Source organism: Patescibacteria group bacterium, assembly GCA_041662665.1.
In the GTDB taxonomy this organism is placed as follows: Bacteria; Patescibacteriota; JABMPQ01; order JABMPQ01; family JAQVVF01; genus JAQVVF01.
On the sequence record JBAZSC010000001.1, the window covers coordinates 118,606 to 131,947 of the forward strand.

Genomic DNA, 13,342 nt, shown 5'->3' on the forward strand with positions numbered 1-13,342 from the left:
CACAATAAAAATATATTTTTATTTGAACAGTTTGCCAAGCTATTGCCTAGGCAGACAAAACAGGGCGTTTTAATTAAGCGCCTTGTTTTATTTATGGTAAAATATAATACGAATCTACAAATGTATGCAAATCAACAAATATACGAATTCGCGAATATTTGCATATTCGTAGATTAGCATAAATTCGTAGATTCGTATTACATTATACATGTTTAAAAAGCAATCCATCATCTTAAGTTTAGCAATAATAATCTATATAACTTTTTTCACAAGTCTATGCTTTTTAAAATACAATAATTTTTTGTATCAAGGATTAGATTTGGCAATATTCAATCAAGTTTTTCATAATTTAGTCAACAACAATTCTTTTTATTCGGGCATTCAAAATCAAAGTTATTTGGGAGATCATTTTTCGCCAATTATATTTCTTCTTTTGCCATTCTATTATTTTTTTCAAAATCCCAAAACATTATTATTCTTGCAAACAGTAATTCTAGGCTTATCAGCAATTCCAGTTTTTTTAATCGCCAAAGAAAAATTAAGAAATAAAAATTTAGCCTTAATTATTAGTCTTATCTTTCTTGCTAATCCAGCCTTGCATAGCGTTAATCTTTACGAATTTAGCCTTTTATCATTTGCAGTTCCATTATTACTAACAACATTTTATTTTTTTCAAAAAAAACAATTTTTGTGTTTTTGTGTTTTAGTGTTTCTGTGTTTTCTAATTAGAGAGGACATCGCTTTAATTATCTTCATGTTTGGAATCTACGCAATGCTAAAAAGATATCAACGAAAATGGATTTTATTGCCAATTCTTTCATCCATTGTTTACTTCATTTTAAGCCTAAAAATCGTCAGCCATTTTAGCACCAATAATAATTACAAATTTTTATTTCATTACTCATGGCTTGGCAATAATTTAACAGATTTAATTATTAATTTTTTCCTAAAATTTCCAGAAGTTATTTTACATTTTTTAAATATTTACAATTTAATCTTTATTTTTTATTTATTAATTCCAGTTTTTTTCTTGCCAATTTTTGGCCGAAAAACATTAATATTTTTTATCCCAATTGTATTGCAATTTGGTCTCGGAAATTCCGGCTTTCGCGGCATATTTTTTACGCATTATTTAGCTCTATTTATTCCATTCATTTTCGTTTCCGCAATCTATGGTTTTTCGCTAATGCTATCTCGAATGCGTCTAATGCCATCTCAAATAAATTCAACCAAGTTATTGCTTGGCAAAAAAGAATATATTTTAATTATTTTTTTACTATTTTTTATAACCATTGCTTCAAATATTGGCTTTAGTCCATCATATAATTTAACAAAAAATTTATTAAAAATTAACAAGCAAGAAAGTCAAAATAAGCAAGATTTAGTCAAAGAAATTCCAGTCTGTCTTTGTTCTAAAAATTATATTTTAGCTACAAATGATTTCTTGCCAGCCTTATCAAACAATGAAAATTTATTTGCATCATTTTATTTAGTCAAAGGCAAAAAACAATATTCAAATCAAAAATATGATATTCCTAAACTAAATTACGCAATTATAAATTATCAGCAATTTTTTAGTAATTGCAAAAATCAAGAAAATTTAATGCAAAATAAGAATATCTGCAATCAGGCAAAAAAAAGATTAAAAAAAGTAATTTCAAAAAACCATTTAAATCCAGAAAGAATAGTTGATAATAATGTTTTATATAGTACAAATTATCAGCCTGATATTTTCAAACAATCTTTGCAAAAATTAGAACAAGATACTATCATTAAATCAAACAAGTTTAATTATAATGTTTTTCTAGATGAATCTTCACTGGAGAAAATTTCACTATGAATAATGAATCAAGAATTAAGAATCATGAACTAAATTCCGATTCATAATTCTTGGTTCATAATTCATAATTCTTCTTTAAATTATGTTTAGAAAAATTAGTAAAAAGGAATGGCTATTTGTTAGTATAATTGCTGTTATTACAATTATTTTAGTCATCTCTCCATATCTCTATGGCTATTTAACTACGCCAAAAAATATGATTTTTACTGGCGTGACTTTCGATCAAGATTATTCCTATTTTTCGATGATGGAGCAAGCAAAAGAAGGCAAAATATTATTTAAAAATCTTTACACATCAGAAGATCATCAAGCAATTTTTTTTCGGCCATTATTTTTAGGTATGGGTCTATTTGCAAAATATGCGCATCTTTCAAATTTCTTTGTTTTTCATTTATTCAAAATTTTGTTTATTTTATTTTTTATTTTTCTGGCTTACAAATTTATTTCCATCTTTTTTAATGAAAAAAGATATCGGATAATTAGTTTAATAATTCTTCTTTTTTCTTCAGGCTTCGGTTTCTTGGGCGACCGTTTATTCGGCTATTTATCAACTGATCTTTGGATTCCAGAATCGCAAACTTTTGCCTCATTTTTCACTCAGCCTCATTTTATTTTATCGCAAATTTTGATCTTACTCTGTTTTATTTTAATATTAAAAAAAGAGCTTTATTTTGCTCTTTTAGCAGGTTTATCAAATTTTATTTTAGGCCTTGAACATCCATTTGATTTGCCAGTCACACTTTTAGTTCCCTTAATTTATTTTATAATTTTATATTTTTGGAAAAAAGAAAACAGAATTTTAAATTATTTAATTTATGGCTCAATTTCAATTCTGCCAATTATTTATCAATTTTGGACAATGAAATTTGAGCCAATCGCCAAAGCTTGGAATGACCAAAATATTTTAAAATCACCAGAAATTTTAGCTTGGATCATTGGCTATGGAACAATTATAATTTTTGCAATTATTGGTTTTACAAAATTTTTCAAAAACAAAAATACTAATTTATTATTTTTAAATATTTGGGCAATAGTTAATTTGTTATTATTATATTTACCTGTAAATTTTCAAAGGAGAATGTCCGAAGGCTTGCATATTCCATTAACAATTTTGGCAACTTTTGGCATCATTATGGTCTATAATTTTTTTGACAAAAGAAGCATCAAGCATAAAATTCACACTCATATTCCAAAGGTTGCTTTTTTATGGATTATAGCTTTATCTTTGCCATTTACAAATATCAACCGCATTGCCAATTATTTTAATAATTATGCCAAAGCAAAATCTCTTCCATATTATTTCAGCCAAGATTTTTATCAAGCTGTAAAATATTTTAATGATAATAAAATTTCGGATCAAACAATTTTAGCCTCGCAAAAAAATGGTCCATTTATTTCAGGTTTGACTACAAATAGAGTTTATCTTGGCTTTGTCTTCCAGACTAAAGATTATTTTATTAAAAAAGATACAGTAAATTGGTTTTTCAAAAATAATGAAAAAATTAGCCAAAAACAAGAATTTTTACGAAAAAGAAATGTTCAATATATTTTGTATGGTCCAGAAGAAAAAAAACTTGGAACAATTAATTTAAACAAAAAAGACTTTCTTGAGAAAGTCTATGAAAATAATAGTTATCAAATTTATAAAACAAAATCCTAAATCCTAAGCACAAAATCCTAAACAAATTCAAATGATCAAAATACTAATTTTCAAATTTGACGAAGAGTTTTGAAATTTAGTAATTTGAATTTTGAATTTATTTAGGATTTAGAATTTAGTGCTTAGAATTTTTCTATCTAAGTTCGTATATTCTACAATATTTACTCTCAAATACTTTTTCAAATTTAGAATCATCATCAAACATATAATAAACTTTTTTGTTTTTATTATTAACTAAAACATAGTTAGATTTAAAATCATTTTTAATTATCGAATAAGCTTTATCTTCATTTTTAGAAATATCTTGCCATTTATTATAAATATCTAAATCATAATTATAAGTAAAAGTTGGATCTAATCCAAAGCCATAATAATTATCGCTATTATTCAAAAATAATGGTGGAAAATCGCTCCAATCCAAATTCAAAATTATAGAATTTTTTGGAGTATTTTTTTTAAGCCAATTAGCTGCTTTTTCCAAATCTGGCACATTTTTTGCCGAAGAATTTCCGACACTGGCTTGAGTTGTAATAATATTGCTAACACCAATAGATATAATTGTCACCACAATAACAACAAATGCCAAAGTCTTAACAAACAAAATATAATATTGCTTCAGCCAAGTTCTGAAAGAATAGAAATGTTGCTTATTTTCTAAAACAATCAAAATTTGTTTAAGCCATTTTTGAAAATCAATTTTCTTTAATAAGTCACTCAAGCAAAAAGCGCCAAAAAGTAAACAAAATGGCACCATTAATTCAACAAATCTTTGAGATCTCAATGTCAAAGCAAAGAATAAAGTCGCAATTATAAAAAGAGTTATTTTAAATGCAAACAGCTCTTTTTTTATTGACGATATTCGCATATTTGCAACATTTGCATACATTCGTAAATTCGTATTATATTTATTTAGAATAATTTCGATTAACAAGATAATTACACCAGCAATATATACTGCAATAGCCAGGAAATTATTGACCAAAAAATCCCAATCTTTGAATGGATACCATTCTGCTCCAACTGGAATTTTGGTAAATGGTCCAGTACCTAAAACTTGAATTTTCAAAAAAGAATAAAAATTCTTGGCATATGGATTTGCAAAAATACTTAAAGCAATTGATCCAAAGCAAACTAAAAATTCTTTCCATTCAAATTTCCTAGCAAAAATCAATTTACTTAAATAAAATACAACTGCAAAAATAATTAAAAAGACAAAGCCACCATACAACCAGACATAGAAAAATGAAAATAGAGCAATCATTAAATATTTCAGCCACTTATTTTTAAAATCATAATAAAAGCTAAACAAAATCATTATCAAGAAAAATAAAGACAAAGCAGGCACGCGAATTAAAATCATTCTAAACATAAAAGAAGTCGAGCTTCCCAATAATAAAATTGCCCACCAAAAAGAAAATGTAATTTTGTTTTTTTGTAAAATAAAATAAAAGGCAAGTGTTGCTAATGAGGCAAACAAAATTTCAGCAACTTTTGCGCCAATTATTGGATCAAATGCCACAAATGGAATCAACAATATGTGAAACAGAAAATGATGATCAACATAATGATCTTTCAAGGTAGAGAATTGCATCCATGGAAATTCTTGATGAACAATATTTCCATTAATCATCATTTCTGTTATTTTGACATGATAATAAGAATCAGGACACAAAAATAATTCCAGTGAAAATTGCAAAATAGAGAAGACGATTACAGCAATCAAAAAAACCAAAACATATTTTAAAATTTTCAAATTTTTTTCTTTCATGAATATAATTTTAGCATAAACTTAAAAATATAAAAAACTAGAAATATAAAAAAATATTCGAGTTCGTATTAGTGGTATTCGAAAAGTTATTCGATTTATTCGAAAAAGCATTAGAGTGAGGCAGTATCTAGTATTCGTATGTGCCTATTCGCTAAGGCTTTTCGCATACAAAAAAAACAGGCTAGGGAGTTCGCTTTCGCAAACTATAGTCTGTTAAAAAAAAGTACAATTTATTGTACCCTGATGTAAGTGACTTCGAAGCTTCCCGCATTGTCCGCCCACCATTCAGGATGGTAGCGGCCATTGAGGTCAGCTGTCGCGTCATTCACACTCAGGATCACTGATACGTCATTTTCAAAAGATACAACTGTGCATTCAGATCCGCAGTACTGCCAAGGCTGACTGCCGACCTTCACGCATAGTGCCATGAAATTTCCACCGCACCGATAATTCCGATCCAGACGCAGGAAGGGTGTACCTTCCTTGCCTTCAGGACCAGTTTCTCGGCCAGTCATTCCATCTCGCACTTCACCAGATGCACTGATCTTCAGCCTCTGTCCATTTGATAGCCTGATTGGCAGATTTTGGCCGCCAAAGCTATTTGCCGAAACTGTGAGAGTTTCCTCTCCAGGCTGATGCATCATCCGATGAAATGGTGAGTAGTCCAAATCAATTCCTGCCTCTTCAACTGTCTCGCGATTCCCATGGACTAGCTCTTTCCCATGGTAGGGACAGAACTTAGTATCCTTTGGGAATGTCGCTCCGCAGACCGGACAAACGCCTTGCGTTGTCTGCCCGTTTGCGTCAAACAGCTGAGCAGAAGCAGGATGTACAAAGTTGGTAGGAAGAAAGAAGCAATTGATTCCATACAGTACATAGAATACTGTAATGAGAATCGCACTTGTCTTAAAGATTGGTCTCGGCAACAAGTGTTGAATTGCATAATAAACGATCGCTGCTACAAAGATGAATCCGATTCCAGCCGCAATCGACCGGTACCAGATTTCCTTGTCTGTCCAAAATCTGATTACTTCTGCAAGAAGTCTGACAGATCCAAACAGTGCAAGTGCAACAGTTGCAAAAAGAAAAATCTTCTTTATTCTTTTCATCACTTGCCTCCTTGAGACTTGTCGTCATCAAGCGCATCATCGAGCCAATCGCAGAAGCGATGAAAGAATGCAAATTTGACCTGAGACTTGACCGTGTCAGTTTTGATCTTCACAGGCTTTGCCTCAACCCCAGAGGGCGAATGCTTAGCTGTGAATTCAAAAACCTTTCCAGCCTTGCCTGGCAGGTAAACAGTAGTATGAAGATGATTTCCAGTTGCGTCTGGGCAAGATGAAAGTCGACCGTTGCAGAAAATCTGCAGTCCGCCATTTTCAGCATTTGCAGAATCTGCTACAGCATCAACTTTCCAGTACTCTTGCTCGTCACCAGTCCCACTTTCCTTCGGCTTGGAAACCGCGAGGGTTACCGTGATTGCCGATTTTGGCGGAGCTGGAGGCGGAGCAGCAGGTGCCGTTGTAGTAGCCGCAGCATCCTTGCCCTTCTTACCGCCATTGCCACCACCTGTCGGTGGGGCAGCAGCAGCCGGCGGATCAGCCGGAGCCACATCAGGCGGATCAGCAGGTGCAACCGGAGCGGGTGCAGGCCGTGCCGGAGCACTCGCGGGTGCGGGTGCCGGAGCAGGCGCTGCAGCCGGATCAGGCGCAGGCGGACGGCTAACTACAGCCGACCGAGCACCCAAGCGACGTGCTACTACTGGCTGGTTGTCATCCTCATCCTCGTCATCATCAGTGCCGCTACGCGGTGCAACCGGACGAACCGGAGCAGCCACAGGCGGAACAGCAACAGGTGCCGGAGCAACTGGTGCATCGGCCGGAGCCGGAGCAACCAGAGCATCCAAATCACCCAAATCAAAACCGCCAGCATCAGGCTGGGCTTCATCATCAACCGCATTCCGCTTGTCGCCACGACAAACTGGACATTTAAAGCCACCTCTAAAATCAACATCAATTCCACAAATAGGACACTGTTCTAGTGCCATTCTCTTCCTCCTCTCCTCAAGTTTGAGTGTTCGAGCCGTTTTCTGGACTTTCTAGTATATCATAAGACAATAAAAAAGTCAATATAATACAATGGTTTTGGCTTGAATATGGTAAAAAAAGACTAAAATAGCAAAAAGGCTGGATTAAATTAAAAAATAAGCGTAAAATTACAAATACAAACTATTAACCCAGTGTCATTCTGAGCCGCAGCGAAGAATCCCATTATTTGTTGAAAATTATGGGATCCTTCGCTTCGCTCAGGATGACGTAGCAATTTTGTTATTTATCATTTATAATTTTTAATTCATAAAGTGCGGACGTGGTGGAATTGGCAGACACGTTAGCCTTAGGAGCTAATGCTCGCAAGAGCGTGAGAGTTCAACTCTCTCCGTCCGCATTATTAAATTAACATAGAGTTTTCCGCAGAACCCTGCCCTTGCTTGCCCCGTCGAATGACTGGGGTGCAGGGCAACTCTCTCCGACCCGAACCAAGTTTCTGTAACGAAAGTATTTAGTTTTGAAATTAGAAATACATAAATCAATGCTTGGTATTATATTTTCAGAAACTTGGTTCGGGCCTCCGTCCGCATTTATAATATAAATTATTTATCAATAAAAAAACGCGAAGAAAATTTCGCGTTTTTTTTATTTCTCAAATTATTAAAATAATTTTTCTATATCTTTAACTTTTAATTTTTCAAAACTTTTAATAATTAAATCCGCTTTTTTTACATCTTTAATATTGGATGATGCAAAGCCAACAACTTTCATTTTTGCTTTTTTTCCTGCCTCAACTCCTAATACTGCATCTTCAAAAACAACACAATCTTTAGGATCAACTTTTATTCTTTTGGCAGCAGTCAAAAATATTTCTGGATTTGGTTTTGATTTTTTAAAATCATAACCAGTTATAACTTTATCAAAACAATCATAAATTTTTATTTTCTTTAAAATAAATTCAGTATTTTTTGATGATGATGCTGCTGCAATTTTAATTTTTTTTCTTTTTAATTTCGAAACAAATTCTCTAAATCCAGAAAAAGTTTTTGGTGGGTGAGCATTAACTGCTTCAATAAAAAAAGCTTGTTTTCTTTCCATCATTTCATCTAATCTTTTTTTCGAAACTTTTCCAAGTATATTTGTGATTCCATCAATTCTCGGCACACCATTTACTTTTTTATCATAATCTCTTCTTGTCAAATTAACTCCTTCTTGTTTAAAAAATTTTTTCCAAGCAGAAAAATGATGCGGAACTGTATCAGTAATTACGCCATCCATGTCAAAAATAATCGCTTTTAGCATAAATATTAATTTAATAATTGATGAGTGAATTTTGTGTATAACGTCTGCATTTTCTGCGTTCGATTCTGCGTATTTCTGCGTTAAACATCATGTAAAAAGTTTGGCTAAATTATTTATTTATTTATTAATTAATATAAACTAACAAAAATATTTGTTCTTGTCAAAGAAAAAACAGCCCATAGAGCTGTTAAAATTAAGAGTGCTTCGCAACCAGTTTTACAATCTCACCCCACAAAGGAACAAGCAACGATGGCGGCAAATTTCTTCTTTGCAAAAGAACAATTTCTCTCAAGAAAGAAGCAGCCAGATAATAATCAAATCTTTTTTCCCAATCTGGATCTTTTCCTTGAAGTACAGTCGCATTGAATTCAGTTCCAAAGCGTCTTGCTCCAAGCTGCATTTTTCTGCACATTTCCTTATGTCTGACTTGATAATACAGAGTAACAACACCATGATCTCTTTCAAATCGCGGTGTGCTATCAACCATGCTTGTCTTTGACGAGCAATACTTTCCAACGCGCATCAAAGCTTCACACCAATCAATTCGACCAGCCCATTCCAAATCAATGATTTTGACACCCCAGCGATTCCCTCGGCGAACCTTGTAAACCAAGATATTCTCGCCTTTGAGATCGCCATGTGCTAAAACAGTCCAAGGTAGATCTTGTTTCAAGAATTCTACTATTATATCAATGCAAGACTGCAAAGAAGGATATTCCTTATTCCTGATAATAATCGGACATTGGATTTCGTTTCCAAATACATTGCTCAAGGCAACAATTGTTTCTGACATCTCCAACCTAATAATCGAATTCTCACTTTGTCCGCCTTCTTGAACAGTTTGCAACCAGTTTTCACGTTTCACTGCCAAAACATTCTGGTACATACCCCAAAACTGTTCAGCAGGAATTCCATGATGGTCAGGATCAAAAGCAAGTTCTTTGAATGTTGCCTTAACTTCTCTTACAAATTGAATAATGATGTAGTCATTTCCAACATGCAAGAGATCAGGAATCGAAGTTCCGAAATATGGTTTCAGCAATTCGTAACCGCGTACTTCTTTTGCAATTCTATCAGGAGTTCCAACTTTGACAACTATTGCTCTTCGATCTCCATTGGTCTTGTTCAGGATCACATGAACAACATTTGCTCCAGTCACACTATCGCGTGCTAATGAAGTTACACTTCTAACTTTTCTACCAGGAAAATGAAGTTTGATTGCATCATAGACCCTTTGCATCTTCCTTACCTCCAGAGTGCGCGCACTGTTTCTGCTGGAACCATTTTGATTCCGCGAGCGCAAGAAAGGGGAACATCAGTAACCACATCATTTTTGATTGCTACCATTCTGCCAAAATTTCCAGATTCTGCAAGTTGCAAAGCATGCTTTGCAAATCTTCTCGCCAAAATCTTATCAAATGCATTTGGAAATCCGCCACGAACAGAATCGCCAAGCTGAGTCCAACGAGTTTCAATTCCAGTTTTTTCTTGAATAACTTTTGCCAAAATCCTTGCTACACCTCTTTCACGTAGCAATTCATGATCAAAACCATCCAGAACTTTTGCTTCGTTACAACCATCAGGTTTGACATTTTCAGCGCAGACAACCAAGCCACTTACAGCATTTCTTGATGTAAAATGTTTGCACATTGCATCAACATCAAGAGGAAATTCTGGGAGTACAATCCAATCAGCAAATGAGGAAACTCCAGCATAAAGCGCCAACCATCCAGCATGTCTGCCCAAAGTTTCAACAACTTCAATTCTCTGATGAGCAAAAGCAGAATCGCGAGCATTTAGAATTGCACGAATTGAATTGTCGACAACAGTCATGAATCCAATTGCGTAATCAGTTTCTGGCAAATCATTGTCCAAAGTTTTTGGAATTCCAATGACAGGGAAGCCAAGATCAGAAAGTTTTGAAGCAACGCCAAGTGTATCTTCGCCGCCTACTGCAATTAAGCAATCGAATTTCTTCAAGGCTTTCTGGATCCAACGCAGATGTTCTTCATTGCCAGCCTTAAATGGATCAAGCCTTGATGTTCCAAGATATGACGAAGTAGAAGCAGAAAACCTGGAAATAAGATCTCTGTCCGACAAATCACAAAGATAATCTTCTGAAAGCCCTTTCCAGCCATTTTCGTAACCAAACAGTTGATGTCCTTGGCATAGATCAATCAAATTCGCAAAAACATCATTGATGCCAGGACAATGTCCGCCGCCAGTTACGCTTGCGATTCGAAGTGACATCCTGTCTCTCCTCCTTTTTCCTCCGTTTTCCTTTGTCAACCGAAATGCCTCAAACTTTAGTTAGGAGATATAGATTTTCCAGAAAAGCTAGTGAAGTCGAAATAAATTCTTGCCATAGTATAAGGCATGAAGGTTGATTTGCGAGTTTTAAGGTTCAATAAAGAATTTCATATACTATCATATAGGTATATATAATTATAAACGAGTATATAACAATGCGTCAATATGAATGTGTGGATAATTATGAGTTGACAAAATTTATCAATTTATTATGTAATATTTTATTTGAACAAATCATTGTTTTCATATTTCGCGACCAATTTTTATTAGAAAAATCAGTTACTTTTCCGCCGGCTTCTTCAATAATTAATGTTGATGCCGCATTCCCAAATGGATCTGTTTTGATTGAAATTTTTCCATCAAGTTTTCCGCAAGCAACATAGCAAGAAGTCAGAGCTCCGCTTTCAAAAGCTCTTAAGCCTCTAATTTTGGGAGCAATTTTTTTTATAATGTTGCAGTTATTATTAAATTGATTTTTAGAATAATGCGCGCTAAATCCAATATTAATTAGCGATGAAGAAAGATTATTGTTTTTAGACACTTTTATTTTTTTGTTATTTAAATATGCTCCTTTATTTTTTTGTGCAAAAAATAGTTCATTCAAACTCGGACAAAAAACTCCGCCAATTTCAATTTTATTTTTATAAATCAATGCAATTGAAACAGAATAGAGTGGAATTTTTGCTGCAAAGTTTATCGTTGCATCAAGTGGATCAATTATCCATAAATAATCATTTTTTAGTCCAACTGTCCCAATTTCTTCAGACAATATTTGATGTTTTGGAAAATTATCTTTAATAATTTTTATAATAATTTTTTCCGACAAAAAATCATTTTCAGTCACAATGTCATTCCTAGTTTTTAATTTGAAAGTTTGATTTTTTAAAAAATTTTCATTTAATTTTTTGCCAGCTGATTTTAAAGCCTTAAGTAATGTTTTTTTCATAACAATATTTTATTAGTAAAAAAAGCGATAAAAATTATCGCTTTACCATTTTCGATGCCTCTTTTAATGCCATACCTAAAAGGTAAGGCCGAAAAGAAGAACGATCAGTACCGCTGACATCTCTACGTCGATGAGCCCATTGCATTGCTCTTAAGAAAAACATCATTGAGAAAGCAGAAATAATTCGATGATCAATAGCAATTCCATTACTCCTTAAATAATCAAGCATATATTTTCTGCATTCTTTTACATAATCTCTCAATTCAAATCTCGTTTCAAAATCAATGATCAACTGTCCATTTTTAATCGTTGCATTAAATGATCCATCCCATTTTGTTGGACTTGCCATAATTTCTGGAAACCAGTTCGTAAATTTTACGATTCCTTCTGGAAGCAACCGATAATCAACTTTTTCGTTGTCAATTGCATAAATATTTTGTTCAGAAGTTACCAGAAAATTTCCAGCGCCTTCATCGCCATGCTGAAGACAAATCCAAGGATAGCTCAAAATATTTTCTTTCATAATCTCAAACATTTCCTTTAAAGAAGGCAATTCCAAACCATTTAAAACTAAAGGCAGATCCAAAACTATTCCTAGTTTCATTTTTATAGCATTAATCATTATTGTTGCTTCTTGCAAAAGATTAAATGTGTCGTCTAGCTTTTCACCATAACCAGCAAATTTTCTAGAATCTTTCAATGCTTTTGTTGCGCACCACATTTTCAGATTCCGTTTCAAAACTTTCTTTGCAATTGTCCAAACTTTTGCTCTGCTGATAATCAATTCATGCAATGTCTTTGCATTTTCTACGAAAGCTGCTATATGCAGATCAGGGTTTACAATTGGAAAAACAGTTGGTGTCAAAAGATGGGGCTTTAATAATTCTGATCCGATTCTCTCACGCCTGCCGACACCTGGTGCGAATTTTGCGATTGCTCTTCTAATTGCCCAACTATTGGTATCTAGTTCGATAGTACAAAGCAAAGCGCCACTGACACTGCCAGAAGAAAAATTTGAAATTCTTAACGGATTCAAATGTTCTGCTCTTAAAACAGTTTCAATATTTCTTGTAACAGATGTAAACAAATCAGAAGAGACAAAGCAAGCACGTTCTTGTAACAATATTTCAATTCTTTGCAAAACATCAAAAGTTTCTGCTGTTGGTTCACTTCCAGAAGCTTTGTCAATTGCTGACAGTAAATTCCTTAATGTTTCGTAAAGCGTTTGTAGAAGTACCAAGTCAACATTTTGCTGTTCCATTTTTCCTCCCTCTTTTATTTGAGGCATACATTTTAAGGTACGATAATTTCATATAGTATCATACTTTTTAGCAACCTAATTATATTTTTTAAAAATTATTAAAGCAATGGTCAGGTTGTGGATAACTTTCTTTGTCCGCCATAGTCCAGCATTTTTCGCAAAAAGTGCTGGACGAAGGCGGATCAAAACAAAAAAGCCCAAATATTT

10 protein-coding genes and 1 tRNA gene are annotated in these 13,342 nt (G+C 33.4%); 3 read left to right on the top strand and 8 right to left on the bottom strand.

The features are described from left to right. Window positions 1-208: 208 nt before the first annotated feature. Window positions 209-1,840, top strand: a complete 1,632-nt coding sequence (locus WC663_00685) for a DUF2079 domain-containing protein (protein ID MFA6295848.1) — start codon at window positions 209-211, stop codon at window positions 1,838-1,840. An 82-nt stretch (window positions 1,841-1,922) separates the two neighbouring features. Further along, window positions 1,923-3,500, top strand: coding sequence for a hypothetical protein (locus WC663_00690; protein MFA6295849.1), 1,578 nt, complete (start codon window positions 1,923-1,925; stop codon window positions 3,498-3,500). 133 nt (window positions 3,501-3,633) lie between these two features. On the opposite strand, the gene WC663_00695 is transcribed toward WC663_00690, so the two are convergent. The 3 genes from WC663_00695 to WC663_00705 form a co-directional block, all read right to left on the bottom strand. Continuing rightward, window positions 3,634-5,268: a hypothetical protein gene (locus WC663_00695; protein ID MFA6295850.1), complete on the bottom strand. Its 1,635-nt coding sequence runs from the start codon at window positions 5,266-5,268 to the stop codon at window positions 3,634-3,636. Window positions 5,269-5,498: 230 nt separating this feature from the next. Beyond that, the gene (locus tag WC663_00700) at window positions 5,499-6,377 is read right to left on the bottom strand and encodes a hypothetical protein (protein ID MFA6295851.1); all 879 of its coding nucleotides are present in this window, start codon (window positions 6,375-6,377) and stop codon (window positions 5,499-5,501) included. Continuing rightward, window positions 6,377-7,315 carry a hypothetical protein gene (locus tag WC663_00705; GenBank protein MFA6295852.1) on the bottom strand — a complete coding sequence of 313 codons (939 nt, stop codon included), beginning with the start codon at window positions 7,313-7,315 and terminating at the stop codon, window positions 6,377-6,379. The genes WC663_00700 and WC663_00705 overlap by 1 nt, the downstream gene beginning before the upstream one ends. Window positions 7,316-7,629: 314 nt before the next feature. Here WC663_00705 and WC663_00710 point away from each other — a divergent pair. Further along, window positions 7,630-7,713 (top strand) — tRNA-Leu (locus tag WC663_00710). Between the two features lie 263 nt (window positions 7,714-7,976). Here the strand turns inward: WC663_00710 and WC663_00715 are convergent. The 5 genes from WC663_00715 to WC663_00735 form a co-directional block, all read right to left on the bottom strand. Beyond that, a complete protein-coding gene (locus WC663_00715; GenBank protein ID MFA6295853.1) occupies window positions 7,977-8,618 on the bottom strand; it encodes a beta-phosphoglucomutase family hydrolase in 642 nt (213 codons plus the stop codon). Between the two features lie 193 nt (window positions 8,619-8,811). After that, window positions 8,812-9,858 carry a hypothetical protein gene (locus tag WC663_00720; GenBank protein MFA6295854.1) on the bottom strand — a complete coding sequence of 349 codons (1,047 nt, stop codon included), beginning with the start codon at window positions 9,856-9,858 and terminating at the stop codon, window positions 8,812-8,814. Between the two features lie 5 nt (window positions 9,859-9,863). Beyond that, entirely contained in the window at window positions 9,864-10,868 is a 1,005-nt protein-coding gene (locus WC663_00725; GenBank protein MFA6295855.1) for a 6-phosphofructokinase, read from the bottom strand. Window positions 10,869-11,109: 241 nt separating this feature from the next. Then, window positions 11,110-11,874, bottom strand: coding sequence for an inositol monophosphatase (locus tag WC663_00730; protein MFA6295856.1), 765 nt, complete (start codon window positions 11,872-11,874; stop codon window positions 11,110-11,112). 34 nt (window positions 11,875-11,908) lie between these two features. Then, window positions 11,909-13,162, bottom strand: coding sequence for a hypothetical protein (locus WC663_00735; protein MFA6295857.1), 1,254 nt, complete (start codon window positions 13,160-13,162; stop codon window positions 11,909-11,911). Between the last annotated feature and the right edge of the window lie 180 nt (window positions 13,163-13,342).

Bases quoted from the DNA above. Each gene is read 5' to 3' on its own strand.
- WC663_00690 (MFA6295849.1), top strand. From the start codon at position 1,923: ATGTTTAGAAAAATTAGTAAAAAGGAATGGCTATTTGTTAGTATAATT.
- WC663_00695 (MFA6295850.1), bottom strand. From the start codon at position 5,268: ATGAAAGAAAAAAATTTGAAAATTTTAAAATATGTTTTGGTTTTTTTG.
- WC663_00685 (MFA6295848.1), top strand. From the start codon at position 209: ATGTTTAAAAAGCAATCCATCATCTTAAGTTTAGCAATAATAATCTAT.
- WC663_00730 (MFA6295856.1), bottom strand. From the start codon at position 11,874: ATGAAAAAAACATTACTTAAGGCTTTAAAATCAGCTGGCAAAAAATTA.
- WC663_00735 (MFA6295857.1), bottom strand. From the start codon at position 13,162: ATGCCTCAAATAAAAGAGGGAGGAAAAATGGAACAGCAAAATGTTGAC.
- WC663_00700 (MFA6295851.1), bottom strand. From the start codon at position 6,377: ATGAAAAGAATAAAGAAGATTTTTCTTTTTGCAACTGTTGCACTTGCA.
- WC663_00705 (MFA6295852.1), bottom strand. From the start codon at position 7,315: ATGGCACTAGAACAGTGTCCTATTTGTGGAATTGATGTTGATTTTAGA.
- WC663_00715 (MFA6295853.1), bottom strand. From the start codon at position 8,618: ATGCTAAAAGCGATTATTTTTGACATGGATGGCGTAATTACTGATACA.
- WC663_00725 (MFA6295855.1), bottom strand. From the start codon at position 10,868: ATGTCACTTCGAATCGCAAGCGTAACTGGCGGCGGACATTGTCCTGGC.
- WC663_00720 (MFA6295854.1), bottom strand. From the start codon at position 9,858: ATGCAAAGGGTCTATGATGCAATCAAACTTCATTTTCCTGGTAGAAAA.